The following is an 18,933-nucleotide window of genomic DNA, read 5'->3' as shown; positions in this document are numbered from 1 at the left end:
CTAATTGTGGCATTATTACAGATAATCCCACGCAACACTCAAACACTAAAAGGTTACATATGTCACTAGATATCAAACACATGGCAATCCATAAGTTAGTTCGAAACACAGAAGAAGAAGTAACTTTAGAAGTTGGTTCAGAAACCACAACAATCACAGCTTTAGAAGAAACATTAGTTGATAGTCTTCACAAATGCATGAGAAACACTAAGGGTCGTTCTTTTGCTTACTTTGATGACAAATCTTTTATGAAAGAGCAAATCGATACACTAAATCAAAACCCTAATGATTTCAGTGCTCTATCAACAAATCTAGCCGATTCTTTTCAAAGTGAGCTAGTGAAATATCCGTTTGCTACTGATGGTTTCTTAGTCATCTGTAAATACCAATCACTGGCGACTGACTACATGATTGTTGCATTGATTCCGCATAACACCACCCTTAAAGTTGGTGAGAACTGCGAACTATCTTCAACAGCACACATCGATGTATCAAAGATCGACCTCATCTCTTCAATTGATTTGACTACGTATGAAGTAGACAGCGGTTCTAACCGTTACATCACCATCAAAAACGGTCGAGGAAACCAGAAGCACCATCACTTTTTCCTAGATATGTGGGAAGCAGAACTTGGCCTCGACTCGAAAGCGCAGAACCTCGTATTAATGCAGGCTGTTGATGATTTCTGCTCATCCAGTCAACTTGAAAAGCACGAATCAGATGAAATCCGTAAGTCTGTATCAAACTACGCCAAAGATGTTGATGGTAGCGGTGATGAGATTGTAATTACTGAACTTAGTGGCGAACTACCTAGCACTCCTGAAGGGTTGAGTTTTGCAGACTTCACTAAAGAGAACGGTTACGAGCTAGAAGAGACATTCCCTGCAAAAGCATCTGAACTAAGAAAGCTTACTAAGTTTGTAGGCGCTGGTGGCGGTGTAAACATTTCGTTTGACTCCATCCTTCTGAATGAGCGTGTATTCTACAATCCAGAGACTGACACATTAACCATTAAAGGCACTCCACCTAACATGAGAGATGCACTAAACCGCCGTAATATTGCAGCTCCTCTAAGTACCGCTAACAACTAAAGAATCAAAAATTCTTATTAATAATGCCACATTTTTGTTGACCACAAACTCAAATGTGGCATTATAGCCAAAGAAATTAATTAGGCATTTGCCTCAATCTATAGTTAAGTGAATTATGAATAATAAATTTGAAGAAATTAAACAAACTTTTGAACAAAACAAGAAACTACTAGAGACACAAGATTTTTCTAAAGACATTTACCAGTCTCAAAGCGATATTTCACTTTCACTTAACCCTCAAAAAGTAGAAGATACTTACATTTACCTTAATAACACCATTTCTGAGTACTCTAAGCACCGCCCTTACATAGAGAAAGGCTTAAAAAACCTTAATGAATACGTTCTTGATCGTGACCTAGACTACTTCTTGCTTAAGGCTGTGGACGCTTACCGCTTACGCGAAATTTTTGAGTACTATGAGCTAACAGCTCCTGAATGGCTACCTAAAACATGGCGTGTTCTTTCAGAAAACTCTGTGCACCGTTACACTTTCCTATATAACTGGGCGACAGTTGATCCATCAACGATAAACCCGAAATACCACGGTTTCTTCATTCTTCGATTGAACAAAGAAATCAAGCCTGCACCGCTTCGTACTACAATTGGCAATGCACTTAGCGAAGAAGCTATAAGTGAACTTCAAAACACGAAATTTCCTGAGCAGCGCAGCAATCTGAGTTTAACTGCTGAGGAATCAAAATCAGCAACAGAAGAGAATGCTTCAGAAGCAGCGGATGTAACTGAATCTGTAGGTGATACGGACTTTACGTTTGGTGTTGATAAGGGGCATGGTAAGCGCGACGAATTCTCATTATTTGTTTGTCGAAAATACATGAGCCTAGACCGTTCCGCTACAAAGCGTGGACTAGATTTTACATTAAACCTTGCTGACCTAGAGTCGCTACTACGAAACCCAATTTGTCATTTTACAAATGAAACTCTGGTTCACTTCCCGCAAACACGTGAGGAGTACCAAAACAATGAACTGCCTGACAACTACTTGACCATCGACCGCCTTGACAGCGACAAAGGCTACATTCGAGGCAACGTTGTTGTTTGCGGAAAAGCTATCAATGAGCTAAAAAATCGCATGAGTCACGACGAGTTTGAAAGTGCAGTAAATATGCACAAATTGCTAAAAAGCATGAACTTGTCAAAGGAGCAATTATCTCTTGTTGCTGCGATGAGCAATTAACACGCATAAACTCTTTAATGAGCGGTGGATTCAACCACCGCTTGTCAGATTTGATTTAGGCTCTTAATTAGGTTATAACGCAAATCTTAAAAGTCTAATCAAGAAGGAGTTAGTATGCTTTTTAATAAAATTAACGTCCTGATGGATGCTCTCTTGGCTTTCGTGTTCCTATTCTTCTCTGCTTGGATTGTTATTGCAGGATCACTCAAAGAAACAGGTTACCACGTTGTCATGTTCTTCACTTGCCTCGGGCTCTACTTCGTTTTAAATCTGATCAAAGACCTTAAGAGCACGCCTACTGAATGAAAATTGTACTTTCCAGACCTGTGGAAAGTGCTTTTTTAACCAATCTCTACAATTCTTATATAAATTTATTGACTGCCTTAATAATGCTCCTAAAATGAATGGTGCGTTTATAACCTATTAAGGAAAAGAGAATGGTAGACTTATCAGGAGTCGTTAATCGCTTCGACGAAACACGTCAAAGTGATGATGATATGTACAACGGAGAAATCCACCAGTTCCGCAAATACACACGTGCAGAAGCTGCACCTGCTCTAGGAGCTGCTGGCACTAACGGATTTACCCGCGTCGAGAACCTAATTCAAAAATATTATGAAGCCGAATATGGTGAGGAATTATTAATTGGTGAGAAGAACATTCTTTCTGATAAATATGTTTATTCTTTAGAAGAGATCTATAAGCTACAAGATTTAATCAAAGAATTTAAAGATAAATATCCTAAACTTCAGCCAAATTACGATAAGCTGCCAAAACCGTTTAACAAAAATAATAGTGCACCTGCTATTATCTCTGTAGCAAACCAAAAAGGTGGCGTTGGTAAAACAACAACTGTTGTACATCTAGGCGCTCAATTCTCAATTAAAGATTTCAAACGAACTCGCACGTTAATTATTGACTTAGACCCGCAAGGTGGCGTTCATTCATTTTGTGATGGGCGACAAGTATCTATGTTCCAAGAATACTCTCTACCTAAATATTTAATGGGTGACTATGAGCATTTAATTAAGAGTAATGAAGAGAGAGTTACATTCCTCAAAGAGAATATCATTCGTCAGTCTAAAATTCCGAACATGCACTACACTATTGCATTTTCTGATGACAACCGACTCGATGCCTCTTTAAATGTTATGAACACAAACCCAGTCGAAGACACGTTTGACAGACTCGCTGAAAAATACGGCTTAATGAACGTTTATAGCATTCTTAGTGAAGAGTTTATCGAGCTTATTAAGGACGACTATGACGTAATCATTATTGATACCGCCCCAGTTAACTCAATTGTGACACACTCAGCTATCTACGCTTCAGATCACCTTGTTGTACCATGTCCACCTCACAGAATGGACTTTGACAGTACAGATGATTTTATTCACTCTGTTGAAGAGTGTTACCGCGACAAGTTCCCGTTAATCAACCCAGAAAAGAAACTAAAGTCACTACACGCCTTTATGATTAAAAGTCGTAGCTCTGATATGACTGAAGAGGTCGCAGCTCGATTACGCTATGTTTTTGGAGACTACTTCCATACACATACAGTTAGTGACAAAGTAGCTTACAGACATCTAACTGATGAATACAAAACAGTGTTTGAGCTAGACTCTAGCAGCAACGAAAACAAAGCGTATCAAGTAAAAGAGACCCTTCTTCTGGAATGGGGCTCCGTTTTTGAACGCATTCTAACCTCAGTTAAAGAACAATGGGAGGGTCGTTTATAATGAACGTCCGCCAAGGTCAAATGACCACTTCAATCATGTCTCAAAAGTGTGGGCTCTACCTTAAAGAGGCGACACCTGAAGAATTGGAATTCATCAAGACCATTCTTGCTGAACGAAAAGATGCAAAGAGAGCTCATAAGGTTTTTGATTTTCTAATTAAACAGGCCAATCCACAACCTGATTATCAAAGGCTATTTCATGGTGCAATCGACAAAATCACCAGCAATAACGGCAACCCTGAACTTGAAGCCCTAATTCACGAACTCCAAGCTCGTGCAGACGCGAAGATCAAGGGACAGACCATTTCTACTTACGCTGAAGGCAACAAGCCAAACTCAGAGGAACTAGCTGAGGAAATCAATAAAACGGTAAGCGAAGGGGATGGCAAACTGTATTGGCCTATTCAACTACCAAACGAGGATGAGCCTCGCGTTTTCGAGTACGTTGAAGTCGAACCAGATGAAATCGACGAGAAAACGGAAATTGTTGACGTCCATAACAGTCGTTTTCAGGGTCAAGTTAAGCGTGTAGAACACCTCGCGTCACTAATTAAAAAGGTTGGTCAGTCTCAACCCGCTTTTGCCTACTTACCCGAAGGGAAAGAGAAAGCATCAGTTCTTGATGGTTCCCGCCGTCGAATGGGTTGTAAAATTGCCAAACGTAAGTTCCGAATGTTTGTTACGACCGAAGATCTTACAGATGAGCAAATTGAGTTCCTAGCGGAGATCTTCGAGTCTCAGGATAAGCTAAGCTACCCTGAATCAGCAACTCGATTCGCGAATCGCTATTTTGCAGCAAAAGAAAAGAAAGACGGAAAGCTGAGCGTTAACGAGTATGCGAAAACACAGACTAAATACGGTAAGTCACACGCTTACAACTACGTAGATCATGGATGTGTAGACCCTAACTTTTACAATGACTTTCCTAAGCTAGAGTTTTGTACTCAAAACTGGTGCCAAACAAAGTTAATGCCTTTATTAAAGAGAATCATGGAAAGCGACTTGCTTCCACATGAGGAATCTAAAGCAGAAGCTATCGGCGCTACAAGTCGTTATGTTGCTGAACTCATTAGCAAATACAAGGCCAAGCTATCTGATGACAGCAGCGAATGGGAAGATGGTTTCCACAATTCGGCTCTTAAATACGTTGAATCTGAATTGTTCAGCAGTGAGCCTAAGTCAGTAAAAGAAAGAACTACGCCAAAATATGATTTTGTTGTCGGTAAGAATACGAAATCAAAAAACTTCGTACGTCAATCTAAAATTACTGAAGGCGAACCATATCATGCAACTGTAAAGCTCGATAATCCGGAACATCAAGCTAAGTTTGCGAAATTCCTAGAGACGTTTATTGAAGAGAACGGGTTAAATAAATAAATTTTATTCAACCAAGAAAGCCCCGTTTAAAGGGGCTTTCTTTTATCTAGTAATTTGCTACTATCACTAAAAAGTATGATGCTAACTATTTCATCAGTTACCATATCCTTCATTATTGTATCTGTTTTATATATCGCAAAACTTGCGACTAAATTTAAATTGGATTTGAAACGCGCAATTAATGAAGAAGCTAGCGCATTCAATAGAGTGGATAAGCATTCTTTAAATAAACATCTTGACAATATATTCGATAAAATAAACTCAATTGGATTGCCAACCCAAAGAGTTAAAATAGGAAATGCGAAAGCATTAGAGTATTTAACAGGATACTTTTATGGTATCACATCATTATACATCGATGAAAAATCTATAGACAATGAAGACATGTCTTATGTTTTGTTATGTAGGATTTTTGACTCATATATTGAAAAGCCTTGGGCAGACTTTTCAAAGTCGAGAATCATTATGATTCCATACAGCAAAGAGAGCAGAGCATTTATTCACGGAACCAACTCTGCTTATCAAGATTTTATGAAAATCAATTAATGCGCTTTGGAGCACCCCGTTTTGTCTTAGGCACTTTATCAACCAACGGCGATATTGCTGCCTTATCCATACCAGCTACAATCCAAAGACCAGCTCTGTACAGATGAGAAACGTCACTAACATATTCTTTGTCAAGCTGCTTTAAAAGCATGTTGTCAAACGGTGTCATGCCTAACGTTCGATTAGCAGGGTAGCCCATAGACTCTTTATGTTCAGCTGGAGTGAGCCCTTTCTTTGCTGCCATCCCTTTAACCACAACAGTCTTTTTAAGAGCCTCAATTACCGTATCTCTTGATGATTCCCGCAACATCAATAAAGCAACTCTACATAAAGTCGTGTTGCCCTCTCCTACTCTTTCAGATAAATGATTTAATAATCTATTGGCATTCAAATCAAAGGTAACGCTTCTAGATTTTGGTTTGGTAAAATCACCATTTGATTTTTTGTAGTCAGATCCATCTAGAGCACTATTAAGAATGGTAGCTGTGTCTTTATGAGAAGGTGTTTCACCAGATTTTTTTCGCCTTCTCTTTATTGTTAAAACGTTATCACTCATGTAGGTCACCAAAATCTACATCGATACTAACTTTCAAGCACAATTCCTTGAAAAGTTGTTTCATTTCAGTCCTAGCTTTCACGTCAGAGGATTCGACAACGCTTTGCCCATTTTCCTCTGAATCGTCATAACAGTTTCTCGTAAAGATAAGAGAGTCGAGTGATTCAAAATCGAATTCCTGTACTGCTTTTTTTGCTGCAAGAATTCGGTTGTACTGACTCGGGAGCGAAGGGCATTGAGAGATCACGAAGTAGGTTTTAAGATTGTAATTAATCGGCATGACATTGTCGTGAATCAGGTCATCCAGATCTTCCAATGTTGCTAGATCTCTACGCTTTGGTCGTATTGGACTCAAGGCGACATCAGCACACATCAATGAGGATATTGTTGACTTAATCTTGGCTGAACCGATCGTATCTATGAGAACAATATCAAAGTTTGATTTCAAATTTTCAATTGAAGAACGAACATCCCCAGTTAGCTGAATACATGTTAAGTTATCATCTGGATTGTTCTCTGATCTCTCTTGATGCCAATAATATGTTGTTAGTTGCGGATCACTGTCCACGAGCAATACCTTTTTACCTGCCTCAGAAAAAAGTACTGCCAAATTTGCAACCAGCGTAGACTTTCCTACACCACCTTTCTGACTTGTTACAGCAATTGTTAACGCCTTCATTGTTCCAACTCCTAAGATAATTTGCTTAAACTTAGGATTTTGAAACATCACATTCAAACTAAATTACAATTATTGTTGTTGCATCAAAACTCAAGGCGATTACATGAAATGCCACTTACTTTCTTCTGTAACCGCCCCAACAAAGCATACACAGCAACCCCCTCATTCAATTCAGAGGTTTCTTCAGTAAGGAACAACTCATGTTTTTCATCGCTCTGATTGTAAATCCTTGAGAAGTTAACCAACTCATGCATAAATGGTCGCGCATTAGATTTATTAGACTCCTTCAAAGCTAAAGAAAAAATATTCATTAATTCATGGCGTTCTAGTTTTCTACACACCCCTTCAAAAACTTCATTTCCGACCAGTGCAAAAAACTCATCTTTAGGTATTGATATGTAGTCGTAAGTTATTGGAGATGTGTAACTCAACAAAACTCCTCCATTCGCATTTTCTGCTTTAATGGACTTACCTCGCATAAGTGATTTTACCGTAGCAATATCCACACCACCTAACCATAGTTTTCTTTGCGATGGAGTGTTTGATACTTGATATTGAAGCCTAATGTACATGTTCACCTCATATTTTGATATTTTCCATCTTGCCAAATTTAACATTGGCTCGCAAGTGTTTTTAAAAACAAAAAAGCCAAGCACTAACGCTTGGCTTTTTTAAGATTCTCAAAGTCTAGTACCAACTAAATGCAGTGTCTTCACCCATTAGCTCAACATACTCTTCCTCTGAAACAACCAATGGACGGCCAGATACGAAATTGGGGTCATCATGAGTTCCAGCTTCCTCACAAAGCCTTATCATTTCGAGGTGCGCCTCGTTATGGGTAGGAAAATGCCTACCCTCAAACTCTGCTGCTTTATCAAAACTAAACCATAATTCGAAGTTATCTGGGTATCCTCGTTTATATAGCCTGAACTTTCTGCCCTTCACCATCATAATGTAAACCTCATAGCATTCATCTGCTGCTCTTTGTATTTGTTTTCTACTCTCTCTCGAATACTGTTTATCTCATCAGTATTCAATAGTGACAGTTTACTTCTTACATACGGAGTTTTAAAAATTGCCTCCGTTAAGACAGATTGCTCTCGTGAGGACAACGGATTTCCTTTTGCAACCAGTACATCATCACAGTCTCTGAGTGAATTGTACAAGTCTCCAGTTATATCAGTTAGCTCTCCAATAGCCTTAGTTGAATTGCTAATACCCTTTGCGAATTCAACCCTTTTTTCTTCAGGGAGTAACCTTGCGGCACCAACTGAACCGTTGATCCTGTTAAGTACATCTCTCTTCACATTAAAAGCTTGTTCCTTTGGTACAGAGGTCAACAAACTATGCCCTAAATCTATAGACTCTCCATTTTCCGCCTTCATGAGGATTTCGTTCGTGATATTAGTTACTACCGATCTATACTCCTCACCTAGCCCTATACCGTTAATAGAGATACCCGATTCTTTTAAGTCAGAACATGCTCCCAGCGCAACCTCCATAACACCTGAATCGTAAGCTATATCTATGAATCCTGAAGCCTTCTTAGCAAACATGTTTGATTCAACTTTCAAGGCAGCTATAGCCAGAGGTAGTTCTTCGTATAACTTGCTGTAGCTGTTTGGTGTATCAAACTTATTAAAACGGTCTGTCTCAATATCAGCTACAACTTTGTCGTATGTAGAGCCTGAAGAGATTGATTTTTTCAAACCATGCGCACTATCACTGACAATTGATGATTTACGAACATTGCCAGTAAATATTGGTGCACTGCTTGGAGTTACTACATCAATGTTTGTCACTTGAGCTAATCCTGCGGCAGAAGCTGTGATTGCCGCATTAGCAACCGCATCAGTTGTTCTCTTTAATGACTCTTCGACTGAGAAGCTGTTCCCTAACTTGTTATGAGCCATATTTGTAGCAACCATTAATTCGGTCATAACATCAGAATTGTACCTTTCCGCGTTACAGTGGCTCTGGTCTTTAAACACCCTTGAAGCCAATTTGCCTTTTTTTGCGCGAGTTAGAATATTAGATGCCAAAATAACAGTATTGGCATCCACGCCAATCTCATGTGATTTTGCTTCCACCAACTCCAAATTGCATGGCGAACGCTCACTGTCTAAAGCCTTCAAAGCTTTCAGTAAAGATGATTTATTCTGATAAGCGTAAACTATCTCTGCATTCATTTCTGAATGAGCCCTTCCTATTGATAGCATCAGTGATTCATCAACATAAAGTGCATTTGTGGCCTTGTAGTTTTCAAGGTTTCGCTCTGGCGTCTTGGACAAGTCAAACGCCTCAACAAACCCTGCAAGATCAGCTAGTTCGTGTTCTGATAAATCCTCATCAAATTTCAAAATTTCTTCTACCGACATCAACTTAACATCCATTGTCGACTTAATGAGGTCAACAACCTTTTGGTAACCCATTAGGGCTTCCATATTTGTTCGAGTCGTTGTCTTATTCAATTGAGTTGTTGATATCATTGAAAGAAGATCTTCTTCACTATTAGCGATTACTTTGCTGGACGCGGCTACACCTGCTTTTACGGATAGCAACGCCCCTTTATCAAACATAATGTAGCCACTACCAAACATATCTGACATTTTGCTGCCATCTACAGCTTGGGTGAGGAAGGTTTTCAGTTTTGATTTATTCTCGAACCTATGGTCACCTATGGTAGGCAATGTTAGTGACTTACTTTCTGATATGACCTTCATTACAGATTCAGTCGAACGGTCATTTTTATCAAAGTCCTTACAACCTTTACCTTTTGGCGACTGATGCGTAGGGAATACACTTAGTAATCCAGTCTTAGAGATTTCGATTGCCCCCTTAACCCCCTCTAATCGATCACCTGCGCTTGCTGTTTTCAAAAAGTTCAACAGTTCACTTCGGTCAGCAAATTTTGCTTCCACGGGTGCAGCTCCTGTAGATTTTATTGAATGTAGAATCTCAGGTTCGTTATAAAGTAAAGGCTCATCACCACCAGCCATAACTCTGGTATCAACCACCATGTTGTTTGAATCGTTCAATATATTTGAAATCTTCTTAGACTGACGAGTCATAACCCCAATATCAAATGGAGCGTTGTGTATTGCAAATGCATTTCCTGACTTAAATCGGGAGGTTTCACGGTCGAAGATGTTCTCTAACTCAGAAATCGAAATTCCATATTTTTCAATTTGTTCTGTAGATACGCCTGAAAGTTCTTCTATGACAGTAGGTACTTTTGTAAATTCATCCGTTTTAACCAAAGCAGAAATATAGTCCAGTTGTAGCTCACGGTTTACGATCGCAGTCTCACCATCAATTGACGCTACATTATTCACCTTAGTCAGAGTCTTTGGGTTGAACCTAAACATTCTCTGTGAACCGAATTCACCAACACGTATAACATGCCCTGAGCTAACATTTGCAAGTTCAGTTTTACTTGTTATCTCTTCAAGTTCTGAGTTCTCATTAAGAACATATTGCTGACCAGTGAGACTTTTAACGATCATAGTCTTAGCAATCTCTTCACCTGAATCTGGCACAACACTGTAACCAGCTGCACCGAAGTTAAGAAGATCGGCATCTGCTGACAAACCTGTAGTTTCTGTATCCACACACCAATAAGCCGCATCACCAGTAGTATCCGGCACCCCTCCATTCATTCGGTCTATGACCTCAAGAGCATTTCGTTTAAAGACTTCGAAGTTTTCATGCTTGTTGAGGTCGACCCCATTAACATTCTTAAAAGAAACCTCAGGAACTCCACGCTCCACTTGTCCTGCCTTTCTCATGTCAGCCCAAAACTTATCAGAAGTTTGATGACGTTGTTTATTCGGCTTTAGAACCACATCCTTCTTATATCTTATGCTAAAGGCAGGATCGTAACCTTTTATATGCAACTTCCCGCTAACACCATTGGTTGAATACCCAAGCCTTAACGGGCCATAGAATCTCTTTTTGCCAATATCATTAGCCATATCCCTAATCGTCCTTTCATCTACAAACAGAGACTTAGGAGAAGCCTTTTTAGAGGGATCTGGATCTGTATACAAGACTTCAAATGTAGAAAAATTCTCTACTCCCATAGAAGTGATTTCATCAATAGTCATGAACCTTTGCTCACCAGTACCCTTAACTGTTACCTTTAAAGGCATCTTCTTAGGTATACGCAAGTTCACATTTGGGTCTACTGAATTTGAATGCCCTGCACCCACATAATTTAGTAACTCAAGCGCTTGACCTAAAGAGTCAGGTTCAGCAATGATCACCGAGTCTACATTTTTCGTTAGCTTTGCTACATTTTTAGAAATTATGGAATTAAACGATGTAGCGAACCTACGAACAGAGTCATCATCTACGCCGCGCCCCCTAACATACGAAGATAGCTGTATCACATTTGGGGAGGCTTTGTATGGTTGAGTAACCTCTAAGCCACCCATTTTAAACTGCATAGACTCATCTAACATGGTATCCCTAACATCACTAGAGCTATGAATTTTCAGATGAATGCGACTAGCTTCATCATTAACTTCTGGATAGGATAATAAAACACCATCTAAAGGTTTTTTGTTGAGAGAGTTAAGGAACCCTTCATCAATATACTTTTCGATACCATGTTTGTATTTGCAAATAGCGACTACAGAGTCCTCACTTCTTATAAAATCAACAGCATCGGACTCACGGAGTGTATCCTTAAGTCCCTTAACAGAAGCTCTCAACTTAAATGATAAAGACTTAAGTTGTTTGAGAGATGAAGACTCTATTTCAGATAAGTTCTGTTTAGTCTCAAGAGTAATTATTTTCTCTCTTAGAGACCTAAGAGCATTCTTACTTGATAGTTGTTGTAGGTTAACCGGAACAACCTCCATAATCCTTTCGCTGTACACATCGGAAAATTTTGCTGGCTTACCTTTGTCATCAAGAGGAATCTCACTTCTTTCGGCCTGCTCAAGGATGTCGTAAATTACGTTACTCGAAACATTCGATTCAAAGATAGCTGTGACATAATCATTGAACTTACTAGGGTTCACACCGGATTCAGTAAGCATTCTATGAAAGTCGTCAACACCAGCTGCCCCTAGAGTGTATTTAAGCCCAATTGCCCACCCAAGTGATTCTTGAAAGTTGTAGTTTGATTGCAACTCAGTGTATTTAGTAAGGCTTTCTAGATCGCTAGTACGAGCGCTTGCTGGAGCTTTTATTGTAGGGGATTGATGTTCACAAAACACAAGCTCTTGAAGTTGTTTTTCTAAAGACGAGTATCCCCACTCTTCAGATAACGTACCTTCATTTGCATTGTGCATAGCATCAGTGAAACAGGTAGACAAAATTTGAGACAGACCAACTTGGTGAGCACCATTTTTTGTCGAAATAGACGTTACCAAGTCATCTCTTGAAGACGCGTCTTTTGAATCAATAAAAGCTTGTTTAATGTTACCAAAGTTTTCAAAACCAACGTCTTTAAGTGAGCTATTGAAACCAAGCCCAACCCCCACAACATTCAGTGGTTTTGATTCATTTCCGTAGGACTTAACCCATTTTTTAATGGTATTGTAAGCATCTTCTGTCGGCTCTTTTTGAACAACAGTAACCTTGCGGTTATTATTATTCAAAAATTTACTTATTGCATTGATAGCTACCCTAGAAACCTCTGCTTCCTTGTCATTGTCGACAACGAAAACAATATCTTCATCTTTCTCTAAAACCGATAGAAAGAGGTTTGTTAAGTTTCCAGTAGCGTTTGGTTTGATTGATTCAATCCATTCAGTAGGATTGAGAGGGAGCCCCATAGAGTGCTTGCGGTAGTTGTCTTCTGTTTGATAGAAGTCTGCAAGAGATTTGATTAGATCCTTATTAAGGATGCGATCAACCATGTCATCACCAAACTTACTTCTCACATCTTCGACGATAACTTGTCTTAACTCAGTAGTCATGAAACGTTTAATTTAATTATATTAAATTCTACGGCGCATATAAAAATTCCAATAAAAAAAGGAGCCAATCGGGCTCCCTTTCATTTGAGATTAGTTAAGACTTTCACTACTTGATGTAGTGCTTACCTTGCTTCTCTTTGAGTTGCATACAAGAAATACAGTTTTCACGCTCTGGATGCTTTGTAAGAGTCTCTTCATCAATATCTATGCCACACAACTGGCAGTAGCCAAATTCACCTTCACTGATAAGCTGTAAAGCTTTAACGCGTAGTTTAATCTTGGATGCGCACTGGTTGATGCGAGAGTTCAAAATGGTTTCGCGCTCATTGGTTTGTGCGCAGTCTACAATATCTGAGGTTCCAAGAGCCTCGCTTGATAATTCCTGAAGTTGAATAGCGTGCTTGCTTCTCTCATCTTCAATTTCTTTAATTTGATCTTGAAGAATTTTTTTGTACTTAGTGATATCCAGTTCCATTGCAAAGACCTTAGTAAAATCTGTAAATTTTGTTGGCGCGGATAATACACACTCTTTAGCTATGATGCCACATATTTTTCACTAAATTATCAACAGGAATTCCGTTCGCTCGATTCTTGAACACACTGACAATATCTAGAAGTCTGAATGGCGACTTTTACAACACCTACTAGATCTTTTAGAGCCATATACTCTGGATTTTCATGAAGAGGTACATTTAGTTGATCGAGCTTAGTTTTTTTAAAGTCTTCGATATCTATAAGAAATGGACATTTAATCCTCATATCCTCAGTTACATAACGTGACCAATTAACCCCAATTAATGCATCTACAAACTCTTGTTCTAAGCTATATTTACCACGTAATTCATTAATGGCACCCACAATCACCTTAGACAGACGAGCTTTGTCGACAATATACCTTGGCAACTCAAACTCACCACTCATTAAATCGTCATCAGACTTGTTAATAAATGCAGAGACAGCCACCCCAGAATCACTAGCCCACGTGTAAGTCTTCTCTTGGCTTGGTGAATAGATTTCAACAAAATCATTAGAAACAGTCACAAAAACTTTATTGAATTCTGGTACATCATCAATAACAAGTAATGCAGATAGTGACTCGGAAAATTTCATTCTAAAAACCTTTGATTTTCTCAATTATGATAATGATAACAGACTACAATACTGCGTCAATTTTCACTAACACAAATAGAATTTTTCTTTTAAATCATGGGTTTTAAAAAACAATTTACCTATTTACCTGCATAGATTGCTGAATTACCCTTTATCAAATCAATAATTTGAACGTACTTATCATACGGTAGTGCGAAACAACCTTCAGATCGCCCCAACATTCCATGCTCGACTATGTGTTGGTAACTTGCATACTTAGACCCGTGTACAACAATAAATCGTCCCCTTGCGTTTGTGTTTCTACCTTCAGAGATCCCTGAAATCCTTAGCGAGTACCCATTTTTACCAATGTACGTTTCATTTGTTAAGTACAGCCCTAAGGAAGACATGTGTGAACCTTTAGCATTAGAGAAGTTGTACGGAACTCTAAACCCTGACTCTTTCGCATGAGCCACTAAGCTACTAGCAAGCACGCGATTCGTCCTAAGGTCAATTACCTTTAATCTTTCTTCTTCAGATGGACTGCCAAAATCAACAAGTGCAAGTCGTTCAAGCCCCTTAAGACCTTTCGAGTCTATTTCTGCTAAAGCTTCACCAAATAATCGATGATTAAAGCCTTCTACGTCCGAAATCTCAGTCCCAATAGTCTGCTCACTAACAGCACAACCCGACAAAAGAACAGTAAATAGACAAATGATAGTAGGGATAAGCTTCATTTACTTTTTTGGTTAGCTTAGTAAGAACGCAGTTTATAGACAAATGAAAGTATTGCTAAGACTCACTTTTGTGGCACAATAACAAAAGTTTTCCAACGTGTGATTTGAAATGAGAAATTCAACAATGGGTTCTTTTTTACCTGTGGCGGGAAGTGCAGACTTACAAGTCTACATACCTCAAAATATTGAGAAATCTAAATCGATCCAAATCGTATTTAACATAGACCTTGATAAAGGTAACTCCGTTTCTGTATACCTAGAAGAAGTGGAAGATTTAGCTAACTGCTTAATGAGCACATTAAACAGCGTAAAGAAAGAAATGACGAGATTGGACTATGGGTTACCTACGTTCTCTCAATCAAAAATCGAGCAGCGTACAATAAGCTATTGCGTTTATGCTGACTTTGACCCCAAGTTAGGTAGATTCTTAACAACCCTTTACGACATGGAAGATGAAAGTGATTCCATCCCTATTGAGACTCATGAAATAGAAGCACTTACCACTGTTTTACTTGCAGCTCACTCACTTAGCGAAAAACTCCTTGAAAGAAAAATCTAATTTCCTTTCAAGGCAACCTTAACAGCATCGCGTATCTTTATTGAGTCTGAAAGAGCGCGATGTTTAGTTTCCGTTTTCCTTAATTCCTCAAGAAAACAATCATAAGCATCAAAACCCAAGTCTTTAGCACCAAGGTAATCTCTTACGTCTAAAAGCGTGAATGTTGGCTCGACCGCTGCCTCGAAGAAAAGCTGATCTAACCAAAACTCATCATGACCAACTGCGTCTGTTAAGGCAGTTCGCCCCTCAAGCGCACTGTTTAATCTTCTTGCCGCTTCTTTAATGTGCAATCCACTCAAGATAACTTCCTTTCGAGTGATTTTGTGGAGCGCGTACTCTGCATTGGAGCACCAATAACTCCAATCGCAAGCTGATTCAGGATTAATTAGAAATGAATCTGATTTATTACCTTCCAGACAAACCCAAGCAATTTCTAGTGGATAACTTAGAGGGTGGAGGCCGGATGCCTCCACATCAAGAATTACATATTCATTAAGCAAAACGGAAACTTTGCTTCTAGATTAGGATTTTAGAACAGGTTTGCAAATTTCGGATTGACCCACGTATCATCAAAGTCAATAAAGCGAACAAATGACTGTTTCAAGTATTCCCATATCATCTCAACACCGACCCATCTTCGACCTAAAAGTTGAGCCGATTCTCCCATTGTCCCAGAGCCATAAAAAGGATCTACAACCAGCATATCAGGCTCAGTTAAGTACTTAATCCAAAAATCACATAGAGCACGAGGCATCTTAGCTCCATGCGAGCTCATTCCTAGTGCCTTTGCGTATTTTGAAACCTCTCTACCTGACTTGCAGTAGTTGGAAATCTTTAAGATGTTTCTTTGAATTTTGCCTTCAGTTACATTGCCAAAGGCACCCACAGGCTTTCTGTATGCCCCATCACCATGCACGGCGCTTTTTTTGAGGCCACCTGACGCCATGAGTTTTTTATGTTGCTCTGTGTGCGGCTGAAGCACCCTTTGATTTGATGCATAACACTTCAACGGATTGTTGGTCATCCAGATGCAAGGCTCCCATGTCGCATTCATTTGATAGCGAGTTTTAGAAGCCCACTGAATTGGTGTAGGGATTTTATTTGACTCCCAAGGAACGGTGTCCATAAGGTACAAACCGAGTTGATCTTCAAGCTCGATAATCAAACGATGCCAGTATGATGAACGTGCAGGCATTTTTTCCAAAAAGATGTCATTACTAATGTTAATCACTACAGAGCCGCCATCATCTAGCCTTTCTACAATGGGCTTGAGTATCTTCATTAGCCAATTGACGTACTCTTTTTGGTTTTCATTACCGTAGTTTCTTGCAATACGAAGTGGATAAGGAGGAGACGTTATCAGTAAATGAATAGGCTCATCAATCAAACCTTCACCAAACACTGTTTCGTTACGTGAGCAAATTGCAACCCCCAAACTGGTCGACATTGCAATGATCGATTTCCCTTGCTCAATTGCGTGTAACTCATCTTTCTTCGCTTTGATAATTTCCCACTTACCGCGAGAAGGGTTAAGCAATAATTTTTTTGCCTTTAAATTCTGTTGACACCAGCGAACAGACCGATGAAAAAGATTTCTTAGGGTCTTTGTTTTGCCCACAGGCGCAACTTCGTTGCGTTCTTTTTCACTTAAATTCATTTTATCAGCGATAAGGTTATACGCAGTTTCATTGTCGACCGCGCCATCGCTTTCTGCGTAAGTTTCCAGTACAGCTTGTTCTAATAATGACAATTGCATGTTTACCTCTCATTAATCTGAGAGTATTTTGCCAACACTGAACTATTACGTCAAATGTTTTTAAAAACAGTTGACTTGATATTGGGATGTACGCAACAATTAACCATTAGTTCACTACAAAAAAAGGTCAAAGCATGTCATTACCGAGCATTCAGAATGCCTCTAAATTTATCAGTGCACCACCACAATTGGAATCCGTGACCATTCAAGTCGTTTTTACTGGAGAGAAACTACACTTCACTCACGCTCCATCTGCGACTTTGCTTAATGACCTGTCTACCGCACTTCCGCTGCTAGATGTTTACCAAAATGACAAACGCGACAGATTATTATCTATCGAAAGCGATGGTAGTGGCTTTTTAATGAATACGAATGAACGTGTTTCTGTTGATGACTTGAATCTCTTCCCAAACGTCTCTAGCTTCATTGAGTTCGTAAAAGGATTCAAGGCAGTTGCTCTAAATTCACCAAATATTCTTAGCCTTATTGAGCAAGTATACGGCGAACCAACTCCCTTCTTCTCTGAAGATGATGTTTCCGGATGGAATGAATCAACCGAAGGTTACCTGTTGTTGCCGCCTAGCTCTAACTGTTATCCGATTTTCCTTTCCGAAGGAGTTCTGAGCGTTGAAACCGTGTCGTCTGGTTATAAGACAACTAGCCTGCTCTTAGCCAGCAAAAGTCCTTACCAGTGGCATATTCAAAGTGAAGAAAATGGGGCAAAATGAGCGTGTTAGCGCTCATTTCTTTAGTACTTTGGTTAGCTAAGCTCAACAATATTCGAAATGAGATTCGCGACTGTTAGTTTCCCCACACCATTTGGTACAGGCGTGATCGACGCCTCGCTATCATTGTCATGGAATACATCGCCTTTAATTTCCCCATCGATACGATTTATTCCGACATCAATAATAAGCTGCCCCTTTCTAAACTGGCTTGAAGACACAACGCCGTGGTAACCTGTTGCCACCACAACTACGTCAAATGAATGCCAATCAACTTCATCCAAATTAGATTTAGAATTTAAAGCGGTCACTGTTGCTTGTCGATTTATGAGGGCTACAGATAATGGCTTCCCAACTATAGGGCTTCGGCCTATAACAGCAACCTTAAGACCTGCGACCCCTTCTTTACCTCGGTATTCATGAACAATGTCGAAAACTGCCTGAACAGTACAAGGTAATACAGGCTCACAACCTTGCATTAATAGCCCAAACGCTTCTAGACCAAAAGCATCGACATCCCTTTTGGCGGGTAATTCGGGAACTACCCATCCATCAGGAATAGGGAGCTGAAAAAAGATTGGTGTTTCACTAGAGTCAGCAATCTCTTGCAAGAGCCCTTTGTTATCTTCTTCTGCGGCTATTTCAACATGGTTACACTCAATACCAACCTCTGCGAGCTTAAGTTTTTTATTCTTAATATAAATCTGGCTTGCAGGATCATCCCCAACACTCACAATTGTGATGCTGTGTTTTATACCTGAGTTTTTAATTTTATCTTTAACCTTGCTTAGTTTTCGCTCAGCTAATCCGGCGATTAAGTTTTTCATTCGCATCTCCTTACATCAAGAAAAGAGTATTATTCTATCGTCCAAAGCTCCAATTTGATTGTGAACAAACAAAGTTCACGAAAATACATCATTTGTTTTTAAAAACATTTGATATGTACATTCGTAAT

At 39.3% G+C, this 18,933-nt stretch carries 19 protein-coding genes; 8 read left to right on the top strand and 11 right to left on the bottom strand.

Translation table 11 applies throughout. The annotated features are described in order from the left end of the window. Window positions 1–59: 59 nt before the first annotated feature. From yejK to KJB35_RS01695, 6 genes are all read left to right on the top strand, one after another. Entirely contained in the window at window positions 60–1,091 is a 1,032-nt protein-coding gene (gene yejK / locus KJB35_RS01720) for a nucleoid-associated protein YejK (protein WP_285469138.1), read from the top strand. Window positions 1,092–1,206: 115 nt separating this feature from the next. Next, window positions 1,207–2,286 carry a hypothetical protein gene (locus KJB35_RS01715; protein WP_285469137.1) on the top strand — a complete coding sequence of 360 codons (1,080 nt, stop codon included), beginning with the start codon at window positions 1,207–1,209 and terminating at the stop codon, window positions 2,284–2,286. Window positions 2,287–2,400: 114 nt separating this feature from the next. After that, window positions 2,401–2,592: a hypothetical protein gene (locus KJB35_RS01710; protein WP_285469136.1), complete on the top strand. Its 192-nt coding sequence runs from the start codon at window positions 2,401–2,403 to the stop codon at window positions 2,590–2,592. A 131-nt stretch (window positions 2,593–2,723) separates the two neighbouring features. Further along, window positions 2,724–4,025 carry a ParA family protein gene (locus tag KJB35_RS01705; RefSeq protein ID WP_285469135.1) on the top strand — a complete coding sequence of 434 codons (1,302 nt, stop codon included), beginning with the start codon at window positions 2,724–2,726 and terminating at the stop codon, window positions 4,023–4,025. Next, on the top strand, window positions 4,025–5,401 hold the full coding sequence (locus KJB35_RS01700; protein WP_285469134.1) for a ParB N-terminal domain-containing protein: 1,377 nt from the start codon (window positions 4,025–4,027) through the stop codon (window positions 5,399–5,401). The genes KJB35_RS01705 and KJB35_RS01700 overlap by 1 nt, the downstream gene beginning before the upstream one ends. A gap of 75 nt (window positions 5,402–5,476) precedes the next feature. Further along, window positions 5,477–5,947: a hypothetical protein gene (locus KJB35_RS01695; RefSeq protein ID WP_285469133.1), complete on the top strand. Its 471-nt coding sequence runs from the start codon at window positions 5,477–5,479 to the stop codon at window positions 5,945–5,947. Here KJB35_RS01695 and KJB35_RS01690 read toward each other — a convergent pair. From KJB35_RS01690 to KJB35_RS01655, 8 genes are all read right to left on the bottom strand, one after another. Continuing rightward, window positions 5,940–6,503: a hypothetical protein gene (locus KJB35_RS01690; protein ID WP_285469132.1), complete on the bottom strand. Its 564-nt coding sequence runs from the start codon at window positions 6,501–6,503 to the stop codon at window positions 5,940–5,942. The two genes, KJB35_RS01695 and KJB35_RS01690, sit on opposite strands and share 8 nt — an antisense overlap. Further along, the gene (locus KJB35_RS01685; RefSeq protein WP_285469131.1) at window positions 6,496–7,182 is read right to left on the bottom strand and encodes an AAA family ATPase; all 687 of its coding nucleotides are present in this window, start codon (window positions 7,180–7,182) and stop codon (window positions 6,496–6,498) included. The genes KJB35_RS01690 and KJB35_RS01685 overlap by 8 nt, the downstream gene beginning before the upstream one ends. 83 nt (window positions 7,183–7,265) lie before the next feature. Then, the gene (locus KJB35_RS01680) at window positions 7,266–7,754 is read right to left on the bottom strand and encodes a hypothetical protein (protein ID WP_285469130.1); all 489 of its coding nucleotides are present in this window, start codon (window positions 7,752–7,754) and stop codon (window positions 7,266–7,268) included. Window positions 7,755–7,869: 115 nt separating this feature from the next. Further along, entirely contained in the window at window positions 7,870–8,133 is a 264-nt protein-coding gene (locus tag KJB35_RS01675) for a hypothetical protein (protein WP_285469129.1), read from the bottom strand. Then, window positions 8,130–13,112 (bottom strand): hypothetical protein, encoded by a 4,983-nt coding sequence (locus tag KJB35_RS01670; RefSeq protein WP_285469128.1) that lies wholly within the window; start codon window positions 13,110–13,112, stop codon window positions 8,130–8,132. Before KJB35_RS01670 ends, KJB35_RS01675 begins: the two co-directional genes overlap by 4 nt. Before the next feature lie 106 nt (window positions 13,113–13,218). Then, entirely contained in the window at window positions 13,219–13,587 is a 369-nt protein-coding gene (locus KJB35_RS01665; RefSeq protein WP_285469127.1) for a hypothetical protein, read from the bottom strand. A gap of 89 nt (window positions 13,588–13,676) precedes the next feature. After that, entirely contained in the window at window positions 13,677–14,222 is a 546-nt protein-coding gene (locus tag KJB35_RS01660) for a hypothetical protein (protein ID WP_285469126.1), read from the bottom strand. Window positions 14,223–14,341: 119 nt separating this feature from the next. Further along, window positions 14,342–14,938: a murein L,D-transpeptidase catalytic domain family protein gene (locus KJB35_RS01655; protein WP_285469124.1), complete on the bottom strand. Its 597-nt coding sequence runs from the start codon at window positions 14,936–14,938 to the stop codon at window positions 14,342–14,344. Window positions 14,939–15,047: 109 nt separating this feature from the next. Between KJB35_RS01655 and KJB35_RS01650 the strand changes: the two genes are divergently transcribed. Then, window positions 15,048–15,497 (top strand): hypothetical protein, encoded by a 450-nt coding sequence (locus KJB35_RS01650; protein WP_285469123.1) that lies wholly within the window; start codon window positions 15,048–15,050, stop codon window positions 15,495–15,497. Here the strand turns inward: KJB35_RS01650 and KJB35_RS01645 are convergent. Continuing rightward, window positions 15,494–15,997 (bottom strand): hypothetical protein, encoded by a 504-nt coding sequence (locus KJB35_RS01645; protein WP_285469122.1) that lies wholly within the window; start codon window positions 15,995–15,997, stop codon window positions 15,494–15,496. The genes KJB35_RS01650 and KJB35_RS01645 overlap by 4 nt on opposite strands. 29 nt (window positions 15,998–16,026) lie before the next feature. Beyond that, window positions 16,027–17,253 carry a site-specific DNA-methyltransferase gene (locus tag KJB35_RS01640; RefSeq protein ID WP_285469121.1) on the bottom strand — a complete coding sequence of 409 codons (1,227 nt, stop codon included), beginning with the start codon at window positions 17,251–17,253 and terminating at the stop codon, window positions 16,027–16,029. Between the two features lie 134 nt (window positions 17,254–17,387). Between KJB35_RS01640 and KJB35_RS01635 the strand changes: the two genes are divergently transcribed. Continuing rightward, window positions 17,388–17,981 (top strand): hypothetical protein, encoded by a 594-nt coding sequence (locus tag KJB35_RS01635; protein WP_285469120.1) that lies wholly within the window; start codon window positions 17,388–17,390, stop codon window positions 17,979–17,981. Window positions 17,982–18,013: 32 nt separating this feature from the next. On the opposite strand, the gene KJB35_RS01630 is transcribed toward KJB35_RS01635, so the two are convergent. After that, complete coding sequence (locus KJB35_RS01630; protein ID WP_285469119.1) at window positions 18,014–18,805, bottom strand: bifunctional 5,10-methylenetetrahydrofolate dehydrogenase/5,10-methenyltetrahydrofolate cyclohydrolase; 792 nt, start codon at window positions 18,803–18,805, stop codon at window positions 18,014–18,016. Window positions 18,806–18,933: the final 128 nt, after the last annotated feature.

The sequence above is a fragment of the Vibrio sp. D431a genome (assembly GCF_030248655.1).
Lineage (GTDB): Bacteria > Pseudomonadota > Gammaproteobacteria > Enterobacterales > Vibrionaceae > Vibrio > Vibrio alginolyticus.
The sequence above is the reverse complement of the archived record's forward strand: the minus strand, read 5'-3'. Positions and strand labels throughout refer to the sequence as shown.

Coding starts and splice junctions, on each gene's coding strand:
- yejK (WP_285469138.1), top strand. CDS start 60: ATGTCACTAGATATCAAACACATGGCAATCCATAAGTTAGTTCGAAAC.
- KJB35_RS01715 (WP_285469137.1), top strand. CDS start 1,207: ATGAATAATAAATTTGAAGAAATTAAACAAACTTTTGAACAAAACAAG.
- KJB35_RS01710 (WP_285469136.1), top strand. CDS start 2,401: ATGCTTTTTAATAAAATTAACGTCCTGATGGATGCTCTCTTGGCTTTC.
- KJB35_RS01705 (WP_285469135.1), top strand. CDS start 2,724: ATGGTAGACTTATCAGGAGTCGTTAATCGCTTCGACGAAACACGTCAA.
- KJB35_RS01700 (WP_285469134.1), top strand. CDS start 4,025: ATGAACGTCCGCCAAGGTCAAATGACCACTTCAATCATGTCTCAAAAG.
- KJB35_RS01695 (WP_285469133.1), top strand. CDS start 5,477: ATGATGCTAACTATTTCATCAGTTACCATATCCTTCATTATTGTATCT.
- KJB35_RS01690 (WP_285469132.1), bottom strand. CDS start 6,503: ATGAGTGATAACGTTTTAACAATAAAGAGAAGGCGAAAAAAATCTGGT.
- KJB35_RS01685 (WP_285469131.1), bottom strand. CDS start 7,182: ATGAAGGCGTTAACAATTGCTGTAACAAGTCAGAAAGGTGGTGTAGGA.
- KJB35_RS01680 (WP_285469130.1), bottom strand. CDS start 7,754: ATGTACATTAGGCTTCAATATCAAGTATCAAACACTCCATCGCAAAGA.
- KJB35_RS01675 (WP_285469129.1), bottom strand. CDS start 8,133: ATGATGGTGAAGGGCAGAAAGTTCAGGCTATATAAACGAGGATACCCA.
- KJB35_RS01670 (WP_285469128.1), bottom strand. CDS start 13,112: ATGACTACTGAGTTAAGACAAGTTATCGTCGAAGATGTGAGAAGTAAG.
- KJB35_RS01665 (WP_285469127.1), bottom strand. CDS start 13,587: ATGGAACTGGATATCACTAAGTACAAAAAAATTCTTCAAGATCAAATT.
- KJB35_RS01660 (WP_285469126.1), bottom strand. CDS start 14,222: ATGAAATTTTCCGAGTCACTATCTGCATTACTTGTTATTGATGATGTA.
- KJB35_RS01655 (WP_285469124.1), bottom strand. CDS start 14,938: ATGAAGCTTATCCCTACTATCATTTGTCTATTTACTGTTCTTTTGTCG.
- KJB35_RS01650 (WP_285469123.1), top strand. CDS start 15,048: ATGAGAAATTCAACAATGGGTTCTTTTTTACCTGTGGCGGGAAGTGCA.
- KJB35_RS01640 (WP_285469121.1), bottom strand. CDS start 17,253: ATGCAATTGTCATTATTAGAACAAGCTGTACTGGAAACTTACGCAGAA.
- KJB35_RS01635 (WP_285469120.1), top strand. CDS start 17,388: ATGTCATTACCGAGCATTCAGAATGCCTCTAAATTTATCAGTGCACCA.
- KJB35_RS01630 (WP_285469119.1), bottom strand. CDS start 18,805: ATGAAAAACTTAATCGCCGGATTAGCTGAGCGAAAACTAAGCAAGGTT.